General features: G+C 43.7%; 21 protein-coding genes and 2 pseudogenes. 8 read left to right on the forward strand and 15 right to left on the reverse strand.

Annotated elements, in window-relative coordinates:
• From BO26_RS12835 to BO26_RS12850, 4 genes and pseudogenes are all read right to left on the reverse strand, one after another.
• A pseudogene (locus tag BO26_RS12835) lies at nucleotides 1–374 on the reverse strand (phage portal protein); the annotation flags it as partial.
• Nucleotides 346–1296, reverse strand: a complete 951-nt coding sequence (locus BO26_RS12840; RefSeq protein ID WP_036771930.1) for a transposase — start codon at nucleotides 1294–1296, stop codon at nucleotides 346–348. The pseudogene BO26_RS12835 and the gene BO26_RS12840, both read right to left, overlap by 29 nt.
• Nucleotides 1297–1538: 242 nt before the next feature.
• Nucleotides 1539–1913, reverse strand: coding sequence for a transposase (locus BO26_RS12845; protein WP_051690972.1), 375 nt, complete (start codon nucleotides 1911–1913; stop codon nucleotides 1539–1541).
• Nucleotides 1914–2128: 215 nt separating this feature from the next.
• Nucleotides 2129–2401: pseudogene (locus BO26_RS12850) on the reverse strand (tyrosine-type recombinase/integrase); the annotation flags it as partial.
• A 110-nt stretch (nucleotides 2402–2511) separates the two neighbouring features.
• Between BO26_RS12850 and BO26_RS12855 the strand changes: the two are divergent.
• From BO26_RS12855 to BO26_RS12875, 5 genes are all read left to right on the forward strand, one after another.
• Nucleotides 2512–3186, forward strand: coding sequence for a CDP-alcohol phosphatidyltransferase family protein (locus BO26_RS12855; protein WP_036771932.1), 675 nt, complete (start codon nucleotides 2512–2514; stop codon nucleotides 3184–3186).
• Nucleotides 3179–3820, forward strand: a complete 642-nt coding sequence (locus BO26_RS12860; protein ID WP_036771933.1) for a lysophospholipid acyltransferase family protein — start codon at nucleotides 3179–3181, stop codon at nucleotides 3818–3820. The genes BO26_RS12855 and BO26_RS12860 overlap by 8 nt, the downstream gene beginning before the upstream one ends.
• Nucleotides 3817–4761 (forward strand): phosphatidate cytidylyltransferase, encoded by a 945-nt coding sequence (locus BO26_RS12865; RefSeq protein ID WP_201771272.1) that lies wholly within the window; start codon nucleotides 3817–3819, stop codon nucleotides 4759–4761. The genes BO26_RS12860 and BO26_RS12865 overlap by 4 nt, the downstream gene beginning before the upstream one ends.
• Nucleotides 4762–5421: 660 nt before the next feature.
• Nucleotides 5422–6393: a 6-phosphofructokinase gene (gene pfkA, locus BO26_RS12870; protein ID WP_036771934.1), complete on the forward strand. Its 972-nt coding sequence runs from the start codon at nucleotides 5422–5424 to the stop codon at nucleotides 6391–6393.
• A 182-nt stretch (nucleotides 6394–6575) separates the two neighbouring features.
• On the forward strand, nucleotides 6576–7577 hold the full coding sequence (locus BO26_RS12875) for a sulfate ABC transporter substrate-binding protein (protein ID WP_036771935.1): 1002 nt from the start codon (nucleotides 6576–6578) through the stop codon (nucleotides 7575–7577).
• Between the two features lie 63 nt (nucleotides 7578–7640).
• Here the strand turns inward: BO26_RS12875 and tpiA are convergent, their stop codons facing one another.
• Both tpiA and BO26_RS12885 read right to left on the reverse strand, forming a co-directional pair.
• Nucleotides 7641–8408, reverse strand: a complete 768-nt coding sequence (gene tpiA / locus BO26_RS12880; protein ID WP_036771936.1) for a triose-phosphate isomerase — start codon at nucleotides 8406–8408, stop codon at nucleotides 7641–7643.
• Between the two features lie 134 nt (nucleotides 8409–8542).
• Complete coding sequence (locus BO26_RS12885; RefSeq protein ID WP_036771937.1) at nucleotides 8543–9139, reverse strand: DUF1454 family protein; 597 nt, start codon at nucleotides 9137–9139, stop codon at nucleotides 8543–8545.
• A 61-nt stretch (nucleotides 9140–9200) separates the two neighbouring features.
• Here BO26_RS12885 and BO26_RS12890 point away from each other — a divergent pair, with 61 nt between their 5' ends.
• Complete coding sequence (locus BO26_RS12890) at nucleotides 9201–9635, forward strand: DUF805 domain-containing protein (RefSeq protein ID WP_036771938.1); 435 nt, start codon at nucleotides 9201–9203, stop codon at nucleotides 9633–9635.
• Between the two features lie 2 nt (nucleotides 9636–9637).
• Here the strand turns inward: BO26_RS12890 and fpr are convergent, their stop codons facing one another.
• On the reverse strand, nucleotides 9638–10384 hold the full coding sequence (gene fpr / locus BO26_RS12895; protein ID WP_036771939.1) for a ferredoxin--NADP(+) reductase: 747 nt from the start codon (nucleotides 10382–10384) through the stop codon (nucleotides 9638–9640).
• Nucleotides 10385–10706: 322 nt separating this feature from the next.
• Here fpr and emrD point away from each other — a divergent pair, with 322 nt between their 5' ends.
• A complete protein-coding gene (gene emrD, locus BO26_RS12900) occupies nucleotides 10707–11891 on the forward strand; it encodes a multidrug efflux MFS transporter EmrD (RefSeq protein WP_036771940.1) in 1185 nt (394 codons plus the stop codon).
• 59 nt (nucleotides 11892–11950) lie between these two features.
• Here emrD and glpK read toward each other — a convergent pair whose 3' ends face one another.
• Nucleotides 11951–13474, reverse strand: a complete 1524-nt coding sequence (gene glpK / locus BO26_RS12905; protein ID WP_036771943.1) for a glycerol kinase GlpK — start codon at nucleotides 13472–13474, stop codon at nucleotides 11951–11953.
• A 29-nt stretch (nucleotides 13475–13503) separates the two neighbouring features.
• Complete coding sequence (locus BO26_RS12910) at nucleotides 13504–14334, reverse strand: MIP/aquaporin family protein (protein ID WP_036771946.1); 831 nt, start codon at nucleotides 14332–14334, stop codon at nucleotides 13504–13506.
• Between the two features lie 303 nt (nucleotides 14335–14637).
• Between BO26_RS12910 and zapB the strand changes: the two genes are divergently transcribed.
• On the forward strand, nucleotides 14638–14880 hold the full coding sequence (gene zapB, locus BO26_RS12915) for a cell division protein ZapB (protein ID WP_036771948.1): 243 nt from the start codon (nucleotides 14638–14640) through the stop codon (nucleotides 14878–14880).
• Nucleotides 14881–14943: 63 nt separating this feature from the next.
• Here zapB and rraA read toward each other — a convergent pair whose 3' ends face one another.
• The 6 genes from rraA to cytR all read right to left on the reverse strand — a co-directional run bounded on the left by rraA (nucleotide 14944) and on the right by cytR (nucleotide 20468).
• Entirely contained in the window at nucleotides 14944–15453 is a 510-nt protein-coding gene (gene rraA / locus BO26_RS12920; protein ID WP_036771952.1) for a ribonuclease E activity regulator RraA, read from the reverse strand.
• A 108-nt stretch (nucleotides 15454–15561) separates the two neighbouring features.
• Entirely contained in the window at nucleotides 15562–16479 is a 918-nt protein-coding gene (locus BO26_RS12925; protein ID WP_036771954.1) for a 1,4-dihydroxy-2-naphthoate polyprenyltransferase, read from the reverse strand.
• Nucleotides 16480–16577: 98 nt separating this feature from the next.
• Nucleotides 16578–17909 carry an HslU--HslV peptidase ATPase subunit gene (gene hslU, locus BO26_RS12930; protein WP_036771956.1) on the reverse strand — a complete coding sequence of 444 codons (1332 nt, stop codon included), beginning with the start codon at nucleotides 17907–17909 and terminating at the stop codon, nucleotides 16578–16580.
• An 11-nt stretch (nucleotides 17910–17920) separates the two neighbouring features.
• Entirely contained in the window at nucleotides 17921–18451 is a 531-nt protein-coding gene (hslV, locus tag BO26_RS12935; protein WP_015836316.1) for an ATP-dependent protease subunit HslV, read from the reverse strand.
• 124 nt (nucleotides 18452–18575) lie between these two features.
• Complete coding sequence (gene ftsN, locus BO26_RS12940; protein WP_036771958.1) at nucleotides 18576–19370, reverse strand: cell division protein FtsN; 795 nt, start codon at nucleotides 19368–19370, stop codon at nucleotides 18576–18578.
• A gap of 69 nt (nucleotides 19371–19439) precedes the next feature.
• Nucleotides 19440–20468 (reverse strand): DNA-binding transcriptional regulator CytR, encoded by a 1029-nt coding sequence (gene cytR / locus BO26_RS12945; protein WP_036771960.1) that lies wholly within the window; start codon nucleotides 20466–20468, stop codon nucleotides 19440–19442.
• Nucleotides 20469–20621: the final 153 nt, after the last annotated feature.

Below are 20621 nucleotides of genomic sequence, written 5' to 3' on the forward strand. Positions count from 1 at the left end.
TCTTCACCGCGCCGGGTGAACTTGGCCGGGCAATGATGCAGCTTCAAAGGCTGACCAAGGCGATTCTTGCGTTGTTCAAGATAGGCATTGCCAAACAGCATAAAGTCCAGCGCCCATGAGTCGAATGCCTGTCGGCTAAGTAGCCGGTGTGGGATAAAGGTACTGGTCAGGATGTTGCGTTTGACATAAACCGCGCTGCTGTGGTGCGGCGCCGAGCGAAACGACAGCGCCAGCCCGTTAAAACTGATTGGGGGTTCATACCAGTTATCGACCAGTACACACTCCAGATAATCAAACACCTCGCGCCGGTCAAGAACGGGGATCGGATCGCCAAAGGTGAATGCCTCAATCGATGGGCTGGCCGTGGTTTTCACCGCCGGATTGCGTTTTCTGTTCGTTTTTAAGAGGGTGTCGCAAAAGGGTTGAGGTCACTTTTTCAAGCATCAAGTTAAATTCAATCACTGACTTTGGGCAGCCTGTTATTTGTATGGATAACAGGCTAAAAATAATCCCTAATATCAGAGCCACCGCTCTTGATAAGTTATAGGCCATCGCATGCAGGGTAAATTCCAACTTTACCGCTGACAATCCCTTACGCCGAAAGCGTTCCAGTCTCTGAATTCCCCGTAATGCCGAAAATACCGGTTCTACCAGGCTCTTCCGTTGACTCAATATCTGTTTTGACTCGGGTCGGGCCATATGCAAACGAAGCGCCTCCCTCCCTTCATCTTCCGGATAACGTTTTATTTTTCTTCCTCCTTTAGCCTTTGTGCAGCCCGCTTTCTGCGGGCATCCGGCACAATTGTCAGCGCTATAAACCCGATAGGGCCGCGTTTTTTCAGTGGCTTTCACTGTACTTTGCAGGGACAATTGGTGATGCGCAGGACAAATATAGCAATCTTGCTCAGCATCATAAGTAAATAATGATTTAGGATAGATTTTTCGTGCACGCTGTCGGTCTGAATTTTCTGCACAAAACAGCAAGATCTGATGTTTCTTCGCCTCAGCAATCACATCGTCATGGAAATAACCGGCATCCAATATCAATTTTTCCGGGTGACCGCCCGAGATAGTGAGATTCTGCGCCAATAACGCGGCCATCACTTGGGTTTCACTGGAGGGATCGACTGTGTGAGCGACGATAAGACGTCTGTTGTTGACTAAAACAGACGGTTTATAGGAAGTTGAAAATCCCCTTCCCCGCTTAAGTTTCTGGACGACGGCTTTGGGTTCTGTTGGATTGATACGCAGTTGGCTGGCATCCTTCCTTTTTTTTCGCAATTTTCTTGTCGGCACCGTAATACGCCGGCTCCCTGTTCCAATTGCTTTATACGTTTTTCTGTCTGCGCTGTGGCAGGGGTGGCCGTGAGAGTATTTTTTTCACGTGAAATCGCTTCCTGAGTTAAAAGGTGGTAATGAGAACAAGCCGCCTCTATCACTGTCCCGTCACCGGCCAGGCACGAGCCGTCCGAATGACTACGGTGCAAAATGGATAAGGTCAGTGCCTTAAAAAACGAGCCCGTCAGGACGGATTGGTGCTAATAAATAAAACGCCCAAGACTGGCATGATCGGGCGTAATTCCCTGACTGACAAAAATACAGCCTAAATCTAAACGCGCAAGTCGTTCAAGTTCTCTGAGCGAGCAGTGTCCTTTCATGATCCCATAAAGCAGGATCCCTATCATGGAGCGTGGAGAATAAGGGGCTCTCCCTGTCGAAGCATAATGGCGTTCAAAGGGGCCCCAATCTTGCTCATCAAGAATGTTAGTAACAATAAATGCGCTACGCTCCCCCATTTGCCTGAGATAATCAGAAAGGGAAAGGGAGCCATCCAATACAGGTAAGTGTTGAGCTTTGACAAACTGACGTCCGGTATGAAGGGAAGGTTCCCGTTTTCGAATGAATAAGGTCATAAAAGATCTGCGCTTAAAAGAAGTACGCAGATCTTAACGGATAATACACGCCTTTTGCGACACCCTCTTATGGCGGGATTTTTTTATCTGGCTAAGATTAATTTACTTTAAAATCAACCAGATAAAATTTTTGTAAGCAACTGTAAGTAGCGTGGAAATTTTTAAGTGTGGACACTAGTGTGGACACTTTTGAGTGCTACGGTTGTTTGTTATTGCTAAATTTCTATGCCTCCATTTAGTGGATTTAACGTGATTGCAAATTGCAAATAGTCGGGGGCCAGATGAGCATACGCCATAGTTTGTTGTATATTGGCATGACCGAGTATTTGTTGTAGTGCAACAATGTTTCCACCTTTCATCACAAAATGACTTGCGAATGTGTGGCGTAGAACGTGCGTTGCTTGTCCTTCTGGTAAATCAGGTTTTATTGACTTTAGCTTTGTACGAAAGCTTTCGTAATCAACGTCAAATAATTCCTTTGTCTTTTCTCCCACTGATTTGGCGGTTTGTTGTTGTTATTCTGAACAATCCTGTTTATCTTATTTCATTTAACTTAAGTAGATTTAATTATTCATGGTTCTCAGGAAGGGAAATACTTATGTCTGGTAACGAGATAAAAGATCGGCGTCCGATTAAAACGCGCAATGCAATATGGGCTGGAAAAGCGGCTAAATGGCTGCAATATCGTGGGGTGACACCAAATGGCATATCTGTTGCTAGCGTTGTTTTTGCTGCATTAGCTGGATTGTGTTTCGCGACTTGTTTTTGGAGCCGATCTTTCTGGCTAACTTCAGTGTTATTGATTATTGGAGCTTTATTTATTCAAGCCAGATTAGTGTGTAATTTATTGGATGGAATGGTTGCTATTGAGGGGGGACTAAGGACTTCTGTCGGCACTGTTTTTAATGATCTTCCAGATCGTATCGCTGATTCTTTTATTTTAATTGGTTTAGGTTATGGTTTAACTCTTTTTCCATTTGCGATTTCTCTTGGTTGTATTGCTGCGTTATTGGCTGTTTTGACAGCTTATATTCGATTATTAGGTGGTACTTGCGGTTTACCTCAGCGTTTCCTTGGCCCGATGGCGAAGCAGCATAGGATGGCGTTAATTACTGTCGGTTCAATTGTTGCGGCTTTTTTACCTCAGTTATGGGGCCAGTATTTTTTACTTGTACTATTAATCGTGATCACATTGGGTTGTCTCTGGACATGTATTCGGAGAACCAGAGTCATATTGAATGAATTGCAAGAGAAGGATACTTGTAATGAATAAATCCCAAGAAGTAACACTGGTCAGTAAAGGAATGGGTTCTTTTTTGTCTGGACTTTGCCGTTTATTAACAGGTGTGAGAATTCGTTGGATTGGCTGTCAGCCATCAGTGGCTTCTCGGATTTATTATGCCAATCATACTAGCCACTTGGATGGATTAGTTATTTGGGCTGGGTTTCCTCGAGTATTACGTTATCGGGTGCATCCGGTCGCTGCTCGTGATTATTGGAGTAAAACTCGTCTGCGCAGATATTTTATAAATAAAGTTTTTCGGTCTGTCCTGATTGATCGTAAAGGGGAGGATGGTTTAAAAGAAAATACTCTTACTCCCATGGAGGAAGTATTAAAACGAGGAGAGTCTTTAATCTTATTTCCTGAAGGGACACGAGGAAGTGGGGAGCAAATCAATAAATTTAAAGGTGGTCTGTATTATTTAGCGAAGAAATATCCTGATGTTGAGCTAATTCCTGTTTATCTGGAAAATTTAAACAGGGTTTTACCAAAAGGATCGGCGCTTGTTGTTCCTGTTATTTGTTCAGCAACATTTGGCCAGCCGTTGGCAAAATTGAGGGAAAAAGAGGAAAAAGCCGATTTTCTCCAGAGAGCTCGTCTGGCATTGGAGGCGTTAATATTATGACTGTGCTTAATAATAAATTACTCCTGTTGCTGGGGGGCATGTTCGTGCCGTTAATTATTGCCAGTATTGTTGGGGCAGTATTGTCCTCGAAATATTCAAAGGATAACAGTAATGCGACAATCGATAATCTGAATGCTCGCATCCGAGGTTGGTGGGGGATGTGTGTTATTTGTTTGTTATCAGTGATGATTGGCCCAATCGGCTCCATTCTATTATTTGCAAGTATGTCATTTTTCGCTTTACGGGAATTTTTTACTCTGACACCAACACGACGAAGTGACCATGAGGCGATGTTCTGGTGTTTCTTTATCTTCATGCCATTGCAATACATTGCCGTTGGTATTGAGTGGTATGGTGTGTTTTCTATTTTCATTCCTGTTTATGTTTTCTTGTTTTTACCGGCCCGTATTGCATTGGCTGGAGATACAACGAATTTTCTGGAACGGACAGCTAAAATACAGTGGGGAATGTTAGTTGCTGTATTTTGTATCAGTCATGCACCTGCTTTATTAATGTTGAAAATTCCTGGCTATGAAGGGGAAAATGTCGAATTACTCCTGTTTTTGATGATTGTGGTACAGATGTCGGATGTTTTTCAGTACGTGTTCGGTAAATTATTTGGCAAACATCCTATTGTACCTAAATTGAGTCCTAATAAGACAGTTGAGGGCTTCGTCGGTGGTATTTTGGCTTCAGTTTTATTAGGCATGTCGCTTTATTGGGTAACGCCATTTTCTCCGTGGGAGGCAGGCTGGATGTCGTTAGCGATTACGCTGATGGGTTTTATCGGTGGCTTGTGTATGTCAGCAATAAAGCGCGATAGTGGCATTAAAGATTTTGGTGAAATGATTGAAGGTCATGGAGGCATGTTAGACCGAATCGATTCTTTATGTTTTTCTGCCCCAGTATTTTTCCATCTGACACGTTATTTTTATACGTAATGGAAAGATATACCCAATAGATTTCAAGATGGATCGAGACGGCAAGGGAGCGAATCCCCGGGAGCATAGATAACGATGTGACCGGGGTGAGTGAGAGCAGCCAACAAAGAGGCAACTTGAAAGATAACAGGTTATTAGTGTAATGAATGAGGGTTATAAATGTTAGCACTGTAGTGTGTTTACCATTAGTGCTGGTTTCCGCTGTGTTGTGACCTATGGTCATCTGTTGGTAAGGAGCATGCTGGAAAAATGTTAAAAGAGTAAATGAAGGATGATTGAATGGTGCTTTTGGATGGTCCGATATTGATTAAATAGTGGCATAGATTGATGTCTGGCATAGGTTCTCTTGTTATGGATGGGGATATTAAGGATGGGTTTCCTAGCGGTTGACTGATGAGCCGTAAGAGCTAAGAGCATAATTAAATTACTTTTTATCAAATAGATCTCAAAAAGGGTTCATTGTTAATGCAGACTTGGTTTTTTACCGTATTATATGAAGGGTTGAATCAATTCAGCATGGTTGTTTCAATACGATGGTAGTAACAGGTTGAAAGCAATAACAGGTTAAAAAGGCAGATTTCTGTTTTAAGCAAAGTGATAGCATACGAAGTCGGCCATCAGCGGGTTTGCAAATATTACATCTACAAGTCAGAGGTCATCATGGTTAATGAGATCAAAAGAATCGGTGTCTTAACGAGTGGCGGTGATGCGCCAGGTATGAATGCTGCTATTCGTGGTGTGGTTCGTGCAGGATTAACCGAAGGGTTAGAGGTTTTCGGGATTTATGACGGTTATCTTGGCTTGTATGAAAACCGCATGAAGAAACTCGATCGTTTCAGCGTATCCGATATGATTAACCGTGGTGGTACTTTTCTCGGCTCAGCGCGTTTTCCTGAGTTTAGAGATGAGAAGGTACGGACCATTGCTATTGAGAATATGAGAAAGAATGGTCTTGATGCGCTGGTTGTCATTGGTGGTGATGGTTCTTATCTGGGGGCTAAGAAGCTGACGGAAGCGGGGTTCCCCTGTATCGGCCTGCCGGGCACTATTGATAATGACGTGGCGGGTACAGACTATACTATCGGCTATTTCACAGCGCTGGAGACGGTTGTCGAAGCTATTGACCGTCTGCGTGATACATCGACTTCTCACAAACGTATTTCCATTGTTGAAGTTATGGGGCGTTATTGTGGTGATTTGACTTTGTCAGCAGCGATTGCAGGGGGGTGTGAGTTTATCGTGTTGCCCGAAGTCTCATTTAGCCGTGATGAACTGGTTGCTGAAATTAAAGCTGGTATCGATAAAGGTAAACGCCATGCTATCGTTGCGATTACTGAACACGTTTGCGATGTATATGAGCTTGCAAGGCATATTGAAAAAGAGACTCACCATGAAACTCGTGCAACCGTTTTAGGCCATATTCAGCGAGGTGGTTCCCCAGTTGCTTATGACCGTATTCTGGCTTCTCGCATGGGAGCATATTCTATTCAATTGCTGTTGGAAGGTTATGGTGGTCGCTGTGTTGGTATCCAGAACGAGAAACTTGTTCATCATGACATCATTGATGCAGTGCAGAATATGAAGAGAGTGTTTAAACAGGATTGGCTAGAAACCGCGAAAAAGTTGTATTAATCACTTCCTGTTATCTGTAAATGCAGGAAAATTTGCATCTGCTACAGCCTCTCTGGGGCTGTAGTTTTTCCTCAGCATATTCCTCTTGTGTATAAGTGAATGTTTTTAATTATTTCTGAGAGATAACACTTTCTGTCAGCCTTGAATTTCATAACAGTTAAAATAGCTTGGGAGAAATCCAGATGAAAGGCAGATGGCATGTGGGATTGGCGTTACTGTTTATTACTAGTAGCAGCCTGTGGGCAAAGGATTTGCAGCTTCTTAATGTTTCCTATGATCCAACCAGAGAGTTATATCAACAATATAATCAGGAATTTAGTCATTACTGGCAGCAGAAGACTGGGGATAAGGTGGTAATCCGGCAATCTCATGGTGGTTCCGGTAAGCAGGCAACTTCTGTTATTAATGGTCTTGATGCGGATGTTGTGACACTAGCCCTGGCCTATGATGTAGATGCGATTGCACAGCATGGTCGGATAGATAAAGAGTGGATTAAGCGTTTGCCAGATAACTCAGCACCTTATACTTCAACTATTGTTTTTCTGGTACGTAAAGGTAATCCAAAACAGATTAAAGACTGGTCAGATTTAACTCGTACAGGTGTATCTGTTGTGACACCTAATCCAAAGACATCTGGTGGAGCACGCTGGAATTATCTGGCTGCATGGGGTTATGGATTGGCTCATAACAATCAGGACCAGAATAAAGCAAAAGCGTTTGTGAAAGCGCTTTACCAAAATGTTGAAGTGTTGGATTCAGGTGCAAGGGGGGCGACTAATACTTTTGTCGAACGTGGTATTGGTGATGTATTAATTGCCTGGGAGAATGAGGCGTTATTGGCTATCAATGAGCTTGATAAAGACAAATTCGAAATTGTGACACCAAGCTCTTCAATCCTTGCTGAACCAACGGTTTCTATTGTTGATAAAGTGGTTGATAAACGCGGTAGCCGTGAGCTGGCAATGGAATATCTGCAATACCTGTATTCTCCGGCTGGGCAAGAGATAGTCGCTAAAAATTATTATCGTCCACGCGATAAAGTGATTGCCGATAAATACAGGGCTGTTTTCCCTAAATTGGAGTTATTTACTGTCGACGAAGTATTCGGTGGTTGGGGAAAAGCCCAGAAGGTACATTTCGCGACCGGAGGTGTGTTTGATGAGATTATTCAGCGCCAGAAATAAATAGCCGCCGTATAACTACGGCGGCCAATGATGACTATATGGTCATATTGATAAAACTATGAATTATACTTTTTTCGCTGTTGCCGCAGCTTTTACGATAACAGCGAAAGCGTCAGCTTTCAGGGAAGCTCCACCAACCAGAGCACCATCAATGTCTGGCTGAGCGAATAGTTCAGCCGCGTTATTTGCATTCACAGAGCCACCGTACTGGATAATGACTTGTTCTGCGATTGCCGCGTCTTTCTTCGCAATATGATCACGAATAAATTTGTGTACAGCTTGAGCTTGTGCTGGTGTTGCTGATTTACCGGTACCAATCGCCCAGACAGGTTCGTAAGCGATTACTGCATCCTGGAATGCTTCTACTCCCAGTAAGTTCAACACAGCATCAATTTGCCTTGCACATACAGCTTCAGTCTGACCGGTTTCGTTTTCCTGCTCCGTTTCTCCGATGCACAGAACCGGGATCAGACCTTGTTGTTTAAGAACAGCAAATTTTTTCGCAATGAATTCGTCGCTTTCTTTGTGGTAAGTACGGCGTTCGGAATGGCCGATGATAATGTATTCTGCGCCAATGTCTTTCAGCATTTCGGCAGAAGTTTCACCCGTAAATGCGCCAGACAAGTTTACGTCGACGTCTTGTGCGCCCAGACTGATGTGACTGCCTGCCAGTGCTTGTTTAGCTTGAGAAAGATAAAGTGCTGGTGGCGCAATAGCGACTTCACAGCCAGCGACATTGTTCAATTCTTTACGCAGGTCAGTGATAAGTTTGTTAACCATGTGGGTACTGCCGTTTAATTTCCAGTTGCCCATAACGAGTGGATGCCGCATGTTTTTTCCTCCAACCAGAGAATGTTTAAGTAGTGAATTGAATGAAATTCATTCTTGGAATAGATTCGGTAGTCAGAGTCCACAGTATAGTGATCATTACAAACAATAGCTTTGTTTTTTATCACTAATCTTGATTAGTTGCTCGCTTCAGATAGTGACAGCTTAATCGGTTCAATCGAGAAAGTAAGTACCTTTTCGCTACTATTTATCACAATATAGCGAATTGCTCCGATATTTTGACTGTAAAATGGCAATTTTTTGCTGTTTTTCAATAAATTATCAATATTCTCTTTGCCTTGCTCTGGTGAGAGGGTCGGGTTAAAGTGGCGCATCAGAGCTATCATATATTGCTCTATCAAAATTTGATTTTTTTGGGTTTCTATTTCATCTTCCGATGGTAACAACGTAAGTTGCAGGCTTTTGATTTTCTCATTTCCCCGTTCCAGAACGGCGGAAGAGTAAAGTTTTTCATTGATTTTGCTGGCTGCCCGTGTCAGTGGAAGAGGTATGTCTTTGCCGGTGATTACGCGATACTCATGTAGTAGTAATGCTGGATTGCGACGATTATATTTTTCACGAAACAACGGGATGGTTTCATCAAAGGATGGTGCATTCGGTAGAAGATAAATCGCCGGGGTTGTTGTTGATTTATCAGCATTGGCTATCAACGGCAGATTGGTGTTGATTGCTATTAATATCATGGTCAGAAATTTATTGACGCCGATTTTCATGTTGCCGCTCGCTTAGGTTAAACTGCGCTGGAAAACAGAATACACGATTGGAAAAGAATAGATGACATTACAACAATGGGGTTTTTCATTCAAAGGGCGAATTGGGCGGCGTGAATTCTGGATTGGCATCGGTGTTTGTCTGGCACTGATGTTGGTTATTTTTACTATTCAGGGAATGGGTTATTTGCCCATGCATTATGCGGTTTTTGCCGTTGGTTTGGTAATGTATCCAGCAGCAGCAATAATGGCTAAGCGTTTGCATGACCGAAACAAGCGGGGAGGTTGGTCGCTGCTTTTGTTGTTGGCATGGTTGTTGATTGCTGTTGATTGGGGTGGTATGGAACCATTCTGGCAATGGGGGATTGGACGTTTTATCCCCACATTGATAATCGTTATGATGGTACTTGATTGTGGTGTATTTCGTGGTACCGATGGACCAAACCGATTTGGCAAAGTGGCAGAAAAAGTTGATTTTGTTTCTGCCAAAGCTGACTAAAATCACCAGTATTGTTCGCTGGTGATATGTCCAGATTTGCGGCGCAGGTGTTTTGTCATTCCACGTTGTTCTTTCAGCAGGTTTTGGGTGTCTTTCACCATTTGAGGATTACCGCATAACATAATATGGCTGTTGTCGCTGTTCATAGGAAGCCCGACAGCCGCTTCAAGTTCGCCATTTTCGATCAATGCAGGGATACGGCCAGTCAATGAGGTGGGGTTTTGCTCGCGGCTGACGATAGTCTGGACCCGTAACTTGCCATTGAAACGCGGGACCAGTTGCTGCATTAGGGGCAGATAGCTCAAATCTTGGGTGAGTCTGACCGCATGTACTAATACTATGTTCTCGAATCTATCCAGATAGTTCCCTTGTTGGAGGATAGACAGATAAGGGCCAATCGCTGTCCCGGTTGAAAGCATCCATAATGTTTTGCAATCAGGTATTTCATCAAGAATAAAAAATCCTGCGGCTTGCTCTGTGACTAATAAATCATCTCCGGGTTGCAATTTAGCTAACCGTGGGCTGAGTTTACCTTCAGGAACTGTTACTAAATAGAATTCAAGGTTGTTATCTGCCGGGGCATTAACATAAGAATAGGCGCGTTGAACCCGTTCATTATCTATTTCCAGAGCCAGTTTCGCAAACTGACCGGCAGTGAACTCTTCAACAGGTGCATGCACCTTGATACTGAACAAAGTATCCGTCCAGTGAATAACTTGTGTAACTTTTCCTGTAACCCAGTTGGCCATTAGCACGTATCTCCTATCCTGAAATCTCGGAACAGTGTGTTTTTACGCCATTATTCTAATCTATGGATACCAATACCATTATCGATTCTGTGTCATAGGGAAATTGACTGGTTTTTTTCTGATGTATGGTTGAGTATGTACAAAATTATTGACATTTTTGGTGTAATTATCTGGTATTTTTTATGAAAATAAAATTGTGTACTATCTCGAAAAAAATCTAAAATTTGTTAAGTTAGTCACATTGATGGAGTAAAAGATTACAGCCGTTTTTTAATCGCGGAGGTAATCCTGTTGCTAATTGTATGAACTTATTGTGAATTCGATGAGAAAATTAGATAACTTTTATTTGTTGCTGATATTGATTGCATTGGTTGCTGTGGGGCAGATGACACAGACTATCTATGTGCCTGTTATTGCAGATATTGCTAAAGACTTTAATATGCCCACTGGTTCTGTACAACGTGTGATGGCGGCATATCTGTTTTCTTACGGGCTTTCACAGCTTTTTTATGGCCCTCTTTCAGATCAGATTGGCCGTCGTCCAGTAATTCTGGCTGGCATGATGATTTTCCTGTTCTCTACTGTTTGTGCTTTATTTTCTCCCAGCCTGGATGTGTTAGTTGTTGCCAGTACCTTACAGGGGCTAGGGACGGGGGTTGCTGGCGTCATGTCCAGAACGATGCCAAGGGATTTGTATACGGGTACTGCGCTGCGTTACGCCAACAGTTTGCTAAATATGGGAATTTTAGTGAGTCCGTTATTAGCGCCGATGATTGGTGGTGTTATCGCGCATTTTTTTGGCTGGCGTTCTTGTTATCTGTTTTTGCTGATTCTGTGCGTGGGTGTCGTTTATTATGTGTTTCGTAAACTACCAGAAACCCGGCCACAGCAAATTGAAAAACGAAAAATGTTCACTTCTTTTCGTCATCTTTTATCGAACGGCCCATTCATTTTCTATTTGATAATGTTAATTGGTGGTTTGTCAGGTATTGCGGTCTTTGAAGCCAGTAGTGGTGTGCTGATGGGCGGCGTGCTTGGGCTGAACAGTATTGCTGTCAGTATCTTATTTATTTTGCCAATTCCAGCGGCTTTTTTTGGTGCGTGGTGCGCAGGACGGGAAGGAAAATCTTTTTATAATCTGATGTGGTATTCCGTGATTTGTTGTTTACTGGCTGGTGTGCTGATGTGGTTGCCGGGATGGTTCGGTGTCATGAATATCTGGACGTTATTGGTTCCCGCAGCGCTTTTTTTCTTCGGTGCCGGAATGTTATTTCCACTAGCAACTACGGGAGCAATGGAACCGTTTCCTTATCTGGCTGGTGCAGCAGGGGCGTTAGTTGGCGGTTTACAAAATGTTGGTTCTGGCGTAGCAACCTGGTTATCAGCAATGTTGCCACAAAATGGCCAATTCAGTGTGGGTATGCTGATGTTCTTGATGTCAGTTTTGATCCTGCTTTGTTGGTTACCTCTGGCGCATAGGATGCAGCGTCAAGAACATGTAGTTTGATGATGTGTTCATACAGTAAGACAAGGGGTGGAAAATTCCACCCTTTTATTTAAAGAAGATTAGCTTTTGTCTTCCCAATCTTGCGCTCGAGCAACAGCCTTTTTCCAGCCATTATATTTGTAATTACGTTCAGTAGTTTCAATGCCCGGACGAAATTCTTTTTCAACAGTAGCTTTGCTTTTCACTTCATCCAGATCTTTCCAGTAGCCAACTGCCAATCCTGCGAGGAAGGCGGCTCCCAATGCCGTACTTTCACGCACAACAGGACGTTCCACACGGGTTCCAAGAATATCTGACTGAAATTGCATCAAGAAATTGTTGGCAACTGCACCACCATCTACACGCAGTGCTTGCAGTCTGGTCCCTGCATCAGCCTGCATTGCATCCAGGACATCGCGGGTTTGATAGGCGATTGATTCCAGTGTTGCACGAATGATGTGATTACTGTTTGTACCACGGGTCAGGCCGAAGATTGCACCGCGGGCATAGGGATCCCAATAGGGGGCGCCAAGGCCGGTAAAAGCTGGAACGACATACACGCCGTTACTATTTTTAACTTTAGTGGCGAAGTATTCGGAATCAGCAGCATCTGCAATGAGTTTTAGCTCATCACGCAACCATTGAATAGAGGCCCCACCAATAAAAACCGCACCTTCAAGTGCATAGTTTACTTCGCCGCGGGGGCCGCAAGCGATAGTGGTTAATAATCCATGGTTGGAACGCACGGCATCTTTGCCTGTGTTCATTAGCAGGAAACAGCCTGTCCCATAGGTGTTTTTCGCCATACCGGGCTGAACACAAAGCTGACCATACAGTGCAGCCTGCTGGTCACCTGCGATCCCTGCGATAGGAATACGGGTGCCACCTTTACCGCCGATATTGGTTTGACCATATATCTCAGAAGATGAACAAACCGTTGGCAGTAGGGCGCGTGGGATTTGTAATTCATCAAGAATACGCTGATCCCAATCCAGATTGTGAATATTGAATAACATTGTACGAGATGCATTCGTGAAATCCGTAACGTGAACACGGCCTTGAGTCATTTTCCATACTAACCAAGTGTCCACAGTGCCGAATAGTAGTTCGCCTTTTTCAGCCCGTTCACGTGCGCCTTCGACATGATCCAAAATCCATTTTACTTTGGTACCGGAGAAGTAAGGGTCCACAACTAACCCTGTATTCTGGCGAATATACTCTTCCAGCCCCTCTTTCTGCTTCAGTTTAGTACAGACATCCGCAGTACGGCGACATTGCCACACAATGGCATTATAGATAGGTTTGCCAGTTTCTTTTTCCCAGATAATGGTTGTTTCACGCTGGTTAGTAATACCGATGCCTGCAATCTGATCAGAGCTAATATCCGCTTTCGCTAATACTTCTACCAGCGTTGAGCTTTGGGTTGCCCAGATTTCCATCGGATCATGCTCGACCCAGCCGGGTTTCGGATAAATCTGGGTAAATTCTCTTTGTGAAATGGAGATAATATTAGCGTTGTGATCAAGAATGATAGCTCGTGAGCTGGTTGTTCCCTGATCAAGGGCAACGATATATTTTTCCTCAGTCGTATTCTGTGTTGTCATGATAATAACCTGTTTTGGGATCCTCTACTTTACGCTTTCTTTTTATTCTGGTTTTCAGTTTTATCAATACTAGTTGGCAGATTGCGACCAATAAGTTTACGGTAGCCAAATGCTCCGATAATGCCGCCAATAATTGGAGCCGTCAGAGTAACCAGGCAGTAAGGGATTTCACGTCCACCAGTTAGGGCAATATCTCCCCAGCCAGCCAGATAAGCAACTAATTTAGGGCTAAAGTCACGGGCTGGGTTCAGAGCGAAACCTGTTAATGGACCAAATGCACCACCGATAACGGCAATCAGGATACCAATCAGTAATGGAGCCAGAGGACCGCGAGGAATACCGTTACCATCGTCAGTCAGCGCCATAATTAGACATAGCAGAACTGCGGCAATGATGGTTTCTATCATGAATGCCTGAGAGATAGAAAGTGATGCCATTGGATAAGTGGAGAATACACCTGCGGTAAAAAGACTCTCAGGGGTACCACGAACGATATTGTGTATCTGTTCGTAATCAAGGAATATATTGTAATACATCGTATAGACGATAGCCGCAGCAACAAAACCACCGATCATCTGAGCAATGATAAAAGGAATGACTTTTTTGCCGCTAAAGTGGGCAAATAGCCACAAGGCAATGGTCACGGCTGGGTTAAGGTGACCTCCGGAAACACCAGCGGTAAGATAAACAGCTAAAGCAACGCCGAGACCCCAAATAATACTAATTTCCCACAAGCCTAGTTGTGCGCCGGCAATACGGGCAGCGGCAACGCAACCCAAGCCAAAGAAGACCAGTAGTGCGGTACCAAGGAACTCAGCGATACATTGTCCTGTTAATGTTGTGTTAGTAGTTTGGCTCATATGTTCTATCCTACTAAGAAGATGTTAGAGTGATCATTATTATTTTCGCCTTTCAAGCATTGAAAGGTGGATTATGTAAATTTATCGTTAATGCGCGTAAACGAGAAATAGCGCAATTGAAATGTGTGTGTTGTGTCAACAAAATGAGCGAATTCGCATCTTTCTATTATTTTGCCAAAATTAAAGTATGAGCTGCTTTGGGCTTTTATTTAAATGGTTATTTTACTTGTACCGGGGATGTTGCTAGACAGGGGCGCTTTGGCTACATACAATCAGACGATTGCTTATAAGGGGGAACCGAGAATGTCATTTGAAGTTTTTGAAAAGCTGGAAGCTAAGGTTCAGCAGGCGGTTGATACTATTACCCTGCTACAAATGGAAATTGAAGAATTAAAAGAAAAAAACAGATCTTTATCTCAGGAAATTCAGAATGCAACCAGCAGTAATGAGTCTTTGGCTCATGAAAATGAGCAATTAAAACAAGAGCAGCAGGGTTGGCAGGAGCGCCTTCGTGCCTTGTTAGGCAAAATGGAAGATGTTCAGTAATTACAATTTCCAGCAGATAAAAAAGGGCGATGCAAAAATCGCCCTTAATTTTATGTATTGTCGTTAGATGAGCTCGTCTTCTTCACTATCATCAAGTCCTAGCGGCTCTTCAGATAGGATGATACCTGTATTATCAGCATACAGATAATCACCAGAGAAGAAAGTTACACCACCGAAATTTACCCGGATATCGCTTGCGCCGGTACCTTCATCACGACAGCCGGCAGGAATGGCCGCTATAGCCTGAATACCAAGGTCTAGCTCTGCCAGTTGATCAACTTGGCGTACAGCACCGTAAACGACAATGCCTTCCCATTCATTTTGCACCGCGAGCTGTGCAAGTTCAGCGTCGATCAATGCTTGGCGTACAGAACCACCACCATCTACTAGCAAAATGCGGCCATGACCGTTTTCTTCGAGCAGGTCATAAAGTAACCCGTTATCTTCAAAACACTTAACTGTGATGATTTGACCACCAAATGAAGTACGTCCACCAAAATTGGAGAACATAGGCTCTACCACATTTACTTCTTCCTGATAGATATCACAAAGCTCGGAAGTATCATATTTCATAGGATTTACGTCTGGTTAAGGTATGGAACAATAAGTATATCCCTTCCTGGCTGATGTTAGCAAAATCATCAATTGATAAAATGGTGCAAAAGATAGAATTCTATCTGATTAATTAAGAATAAGACCGGCAGAAAAAAGAATGTTAGTCAGTAATGCTGTTTTAACCATGTGTTCCAACATTGGGCGCATTCCTTCTGGTGTGGGGTCATTAAGTACATGCCACATGTGCTTAAGTAATAAAGGCAGAGCGAGCAGGAATAGCCAACCAGACCAGCCAGGCAAATTTCGTATGGTAAATAATACCAGGCAGAATATTGCTCCGATTATCAGACTGACATGATAATAACGAGCTTTTTTAGGGCCGAGACGGACAGCCAAGGTGTTTTTGCCATGTCGTTTGTCATCTTCAATATCACGTAAGTTGTTAATGTTCAAAACAGCGGTAGATAGAAAACCGCAGGCCGTTGCTGGTAGCATGACGATTGAGTCAAAAAAACCAGCTTGCAAGTAATAAGTCCCGGCAACACTTAACCAGCCAAAGAAAATCAGTACTGAAATATCACCGAGTCCCATATAGCCATAAGGTTTTGTACCGACTGTATAAGTAATTGCGGCAATAATTGCCAGCAAACCCAGTACCAGGAAACCTAATATGTCTCTGGGTTCTTCACAGGCAATAGCAATCAGAGTCGCGCCAGATAGGCAAGCCAGCAACACCATAATCTTCAGTGCTTTTTTCATCTGTGAGGCGGTAATGATCCCTTTTTGCATACCGCGCCGCGGTCCGATCCGTTTTTCGCTATCACTTCCTTTAACAACATCCCCGTAGTCATTAGCAAGATTGGATAGAATTTGCAGTATGGCTGCTGTTAATAATGCGAGTAAGGCAACAGGGAGTTTGAAATGCCCGCTCCAGGCAGCAAGAGCTGATCCAGTAATGATGGCTGCAAGTGCCAGGGGAAGCGTTTTGGGACGTAAACTTTCCAGCCATGCTTGGGTTTGACTAATGGAAGTTGATGAGTTCATTTCTGCGTTAACTCGTTCCTTTTGGTGTTATAAAAAAGCGATGGGAGGCAAGCCTCCCATCATTAATTATCGCGAATCGAGGAATCACACACCCCCGATTATAGGATAAATCGGCTCAGATCTTCATCTGCAACCAGTTCATCTAAATGTTCTTTAACGTAGTCAGCATCGATGTCGACTGACTGACCATGACGTTCGCTAGCGTCAAAAGAGATATCTTCCATCAGTCGCTCAAGGACAGTGTGTAAGCGGCGAGCACCGATATTTTCGGTTGATTCATTTACCTGCCATGCTGCTTCAGCGATTCTGCGGATTCCGTCAGTTGTGAAACTGACGTTCATGCCTTCTGTTGCCATCAGTGCTTTGTACTGTTCGGTTAGGGATGCACTAGGTTCAGTTAGAATACGCTCAAAATCTTCTGTGGTTAATGCTTGCAGTTCCACGCGGATTGGCAAACGCCCTTGCAATTCAGGGATCAGATCAGAAGGGCTGGAAACCTGGAATGCACCGGATGCGATAAATAGGATATGGTCTGTTTTTACCATGCCATGTTTAGTGGATACTGTACAGCCTTCCACCAGTGGCAGTAGGTCACGCTGGACACCTTCACGGGAAACGTCGGGGCCTGAAGTCTGACCGCGTTTACAGATTTTGTCGATTTCGTCAATGAAAACAATGCCGTGTTGTTCAACTGAATCAATTGCCTGCTGTTTCAACTCTTCCGGGTTAACCAGTTTAGATGCTTCTTCTTCTATTAGCAGTTTGAAGGCATCTTTGATTTTCAGCTTACGTGATTTGTGCTTCTGACCGGCAAGGTTCTGGAACATGGATTGTAACTGATTAGTCATCTCTTCCATGCCTGGAGGAGCCATGATTTCTACACCCACGGGGGCGGTAGCAACGTCGATCTCGATTTCTTTATCATCGAGCTGACCTTCACGTAATTTCTTACGGAATGCCTGGCGTGCTGCTGATGGTTCAGACTGAATTTCTGCTTGCCCCCAGTTATTTTTTGCTGGTGGAATCAACACATCCAGAATACGCTCTTCTGCAAGCTCTTCAGCTCGGTAACGGTTTTTTTCAATAGATTGCAGGCGAACCATTTTAACCGCAGCGTCTGTTAGATCACGGATGATAGAATCGACTTCTTTACCAACGTAGCCAACTTCGGTGAATTTTGTTGCTTCAACTTTAATGAATGGTGCATTGGCCAGTTTTGCCAGTCGACGTGCGATTTCGGTTTTGCCTACGCCAGTCGGGCCAATCATCAGAATATTTTTAGGCGTCACTTCATAACGCAGCGTTTCATTTAGCTGCATACGACGCCAGCGGTTACGGAGTGCGATAGCTACAGCGCGTTTCGCTTTGTCCTGACCAATAATGTAGTTGTCAAGTTCGCTGACAATTTCGCGAGGAGTCATTTCAGACATACTATCTATCCTTACGCTTTTGAAGGAAGTTCTTCGAAGTTGTGATTATGGTTAGTGTAAATACAGATATCACCGGCAATTGTCAGCGCTTTCTCTGCAATTTCTCTGGCACTGAGATTGGTATTTTCCAGCATTGCCCGTGCGGCGGCCTGCGCATATGGACCACCAGAACCAATGGCAATCAGATCGTTTTCGGGCTGAATAACATCGCCGTTACCTGTAATAATTAGGGAACTGTTTTCATCCGCAACTGCTAATAATGCTTCCAGTTTGCGTAACATACGGTCAGTACGCCAATCTTTGGCAAGTTCAACAGCTGCCTTGGTTAGATGCCCTTGATGCATTTCCAGTTTACGTTCAAACAGTTCAAACAGAGTAAAAGCGTCTGCTGTACCGCCGGCAAAACCCGCGATTACTTTGTCATTATAGAGGCGGCGAACTTTACGGACATTGCCTTTCATGACGGTATTACCCATCGTTGCCTGTCCATCACCACCGATTACGACTTGGCCGTTACGGCGAACACTTACGATTGTAGTCACGAGTAAGCCCTTGGTTACAAAAATAGATAAATGTGACGCACGGTATTTTCGATAGCTATATACACTGTCGAAAATACCGTGTGCACGGTGCTAGCAGTTATAAATGGGGGAGAATTATAATTTTTCAACCCCCAGTTACACGGAGAATACAACCGGATACCCCGACGCCTTTCAGGCGTTCCTGCATTTTTGCTGCGGTACTTTTACTGTAAGGGCCAAGAACGACACGATACCAACCGCCTCCTGTTGTGATTTGGCTTTCAATACCAGCAAATGCCAGACTGGCGCGTACTGATTCAGCCTGATCCATATTGCGGAATGACCCACACTGTAAAATCGTACGTTGTGCGTTTTCTGCTAGTTTAGGTTTACTGGCTTCAGCTGGTGGTGTTTGCGGCTGAGCAGTTTGAACTTGTTGTTGTGGCCTTGTTTCCTGCGGCTGTTGCTGAGTTTCTGCTGGTGGCTTGATAATAACTTGTGAACGTGGCACTTGAACACCATTGTATGGAACTTCTGGCAATGAAGTTGCCGGCTGTTGCATATCTGCCTGCATCTGTTCGAGTAGTTGCCGTTGTTCTGTAGTTAATTTGGTCTGTGAATTTATTTGCCCGCTAGATGATGGATCACGCGGAGTCTCTATGCCGACAGGACGATTTTCCAACTCTTTGATGTAGCGCCAGCGCTCTTCCGGTTTTGGCGGCAAGCCATGATTTTGCTGAGGATGTTTTGGTAAGGCATCTGGAATGCTTTCCTGTTTATTGTGGGTAATAAAGTAAAGGCCACCAATAAAAATAACCACTAATGCTATTGCTACTGCCAATGTTGTTTTTGGCAGACCTTGGGTTTGGTGTTTTTTTCTATCGGTATTTTTACGGCGGGTGTTTGAACGCCCGCGACTCACATAATCTCGTTGTGCCACTGTCTAATTCGCTGAGTTATTTAAGTAAAAGAAAATAAACGACATGTTACTTAACCTGCGGTTATTTGCCTAGCTTTTAGGCGAACAGGTGCTTTGCCGAATAATTAATTCAGATTCCAGTAACTGAGAACCGCCGGATGTTGTGGGACCTTGGATTTGATCGAGTAACAATAACATTGCCTTGTGGCCAATTTGATAACGGGGCTGTCCAACCGTGGTCAGTGGCGGATCGCTGTACATGGCTAAGTCTAGGTTGTCGAATCCAATAACTGATAAATCTTCCGGTATTCTTAAACCCATTTTTTTGGCCTGCCACATAACACCGATCGCCATTACATCACTGTGACAAAAAATGGCGGTAGGGGACTCAGATAAAGAGACTAACAGCTTGGTCAGCTCTGCACCGCTTTCATAGGTAAAATTGCCGTGGACAATATAATCTTCGCGAATTGTCCCGCCAGAACGGCGCAATGCTTGTATATATCCCTGAAGGCGATAACGGCAAAGTAGTATATCTTCTGGTCCGGAAATACAGGCAATGCGTTTATGCCCCAGTGTTTGCAAGTAATGGGTGGCATTGAATGCTGCGGTCAGATTATCAATATGAATAGTCGGCAGTTCTAAATCTGGTGCAAATTCATTTGCCATTACCATTGGTGGCAAGTTTTTTTGTTCTTCTTTACTGGCATCAAATGGGATGTTAGAACCGAGCAGTAGTATACCATCGATCTGTTTAGTGATAATCAGATTGAGAAACGCGTGTTCCTGTTTTTGCTGATGTTGGCAATCACCGATTAACGCTAGATAGCCATGTTGTGAGGCTGTTTCTTCGATACCACAAATGACATCTGTGAAGAAAGGGTCACTGATATTTGGTACTATCACCAAAATAGTTTTTGACTCACTGCGTTTAAGATTGCGTGATAAGTTATTAGGATAATAGCCCACAGCCAGTACAGCTTGTTCCACTTTTTGTCGTGTCTGGGAAGAAACCTTTTCTGGATTCATGAGTGTTCTTGATACTGTTGCGGTAGAAACGCCAGCCACCTCTGCGACATCTTTCATTGTTGCGGAGGTGCCATTCTTTTTCTGCTCCAAAACTCACTCCTCATTTCCTGACTGATTAGTTAAACGATTGTCATTTTCTGGTTGCCGGGAATCCATTAGTCATTTCAAGGAAAATAATGACCTTTGGTTTAGGATTATGACAATGTTGTTAAGGGATCATTCTAAACAGTTTGGCAAATTCGT

Origin of the sequence: Photorhabdus australis DSM 17609 (assembly GCF_000711895.1) — a bacterium.
Lineage (GTDB): Bacteria > Pseudomonadota > Gammaproteobacteria > Enterobacterales > Enterobacteriaceae > Photorhabdus > Photorhabdus australis.

Coding starts and splice junctions, on each gene's coding strand:
- BO26_RS12885 (WP_036771937.1), bottom strand. CDS start 9,139: ATGAAAATCGGCGTCAATAAATTTCTGACCATGATATTAATAGCAATC.
- BO26_RS12855 (WP_036771932.1), top strand. CDS start 2,512: ATGTCTGGTAACGAGATAAAAGATCGGCGTCCGATTAAAACGCGCAAT.
- BO26_RS12860 (WP_036771933.1), top strand. CDS start 3,179: ATGAATAAATCCCAAGAAGTAACACTGGTCAGTAAAGGAATGGGTTCT.
- tpiA (WP_036771936.1), bottom strand. CDS start 8,408: ATGCGGCATCCACTCGTTATGGGCAACTGGAAATTAAACGGCAGTACC.
- zapB (WP_036771948.1), top strand. CDS start 14,638: ATGTCATTTGAAGTTTTTGAAAAGCTGGAAGCTAAGGTTCAGCAGGCG.
- BO26_RS12865 (WP_201771272.1), top strand. CDS start 3,817: ATGACTGTGCTTAATAATAAATTACTCCTGTTGCTGGGGGGCATGTTC.
- BO26_RS12845 (WP_051690972.1), bottom strand. CDS start 1,913: ATGACCTTATTCATTCGAAAACGGGAACCTTCCCTTCATACCGGACGT.
- emrD (WP_036771940.1), top strand. CDS start 10,707: ATGAGAAAATTAGATAACTTTTATTTGTTGCTGATATTGATTGCATTG.
- rraA (WP_036771952.1), bottom strand. CDS start 15,453: ATGAAATATGATACTTCCGAGCTTTGTGATATCTATCAGGAAGAAGTA.
- pfkA (WP_036771934.1), top strand. CDS start 5,422: ATGGTTAATGAGATCAAAAGAATCGGTGTCTTAACGAGTGGCGGTGAT.
- BO26_RS12875 (WP_036771935.1), top strand. CDS start 6,576: ATGAAAGGCAGATGGCATGTGGGATTGGCGTTACTGTTTATTACTAGT.
- hslU (WP_036771956.1), bottom strand. CDS start 17,909: ATGTCTGAAATGACTCCTCGCGAAATTGTCAGCGAACTTGACAACTAC.
- glpK (WP_036771943.1), bottom strand. CDS start 13,474: ATGACAACACAGAATACGACTGAGGAAAAATATATCGTTGCCCTTGAT.
- BO26_RS12910 (WP_036771946.1), bottom strand. CDS start 14,334: ATGAGCCAAACTACTAACACAACATTAACAGGACAATGTATCGCTGAG.
- fpr (WP_036771939.1), bottom strand. CDS start 10,384: ATGGCCAACTGGGTTACAGGAAAAGTTACACAAGTTATTCACTGGACG.
- BO26_RS12890 (WP_036771938.1), top strand. CDS start 9,201: ATGACATTACAACAATGGGGTTTTTCATTCAAAGGGCGAATTGGGCGG.
- BO26_RS12925 (WP_036771954.1), bottom strand. CDS start 16,479: ATGAACTCATCAACTTCCATTAGTCAAACCCAAGCATGGCTGGAAAGT.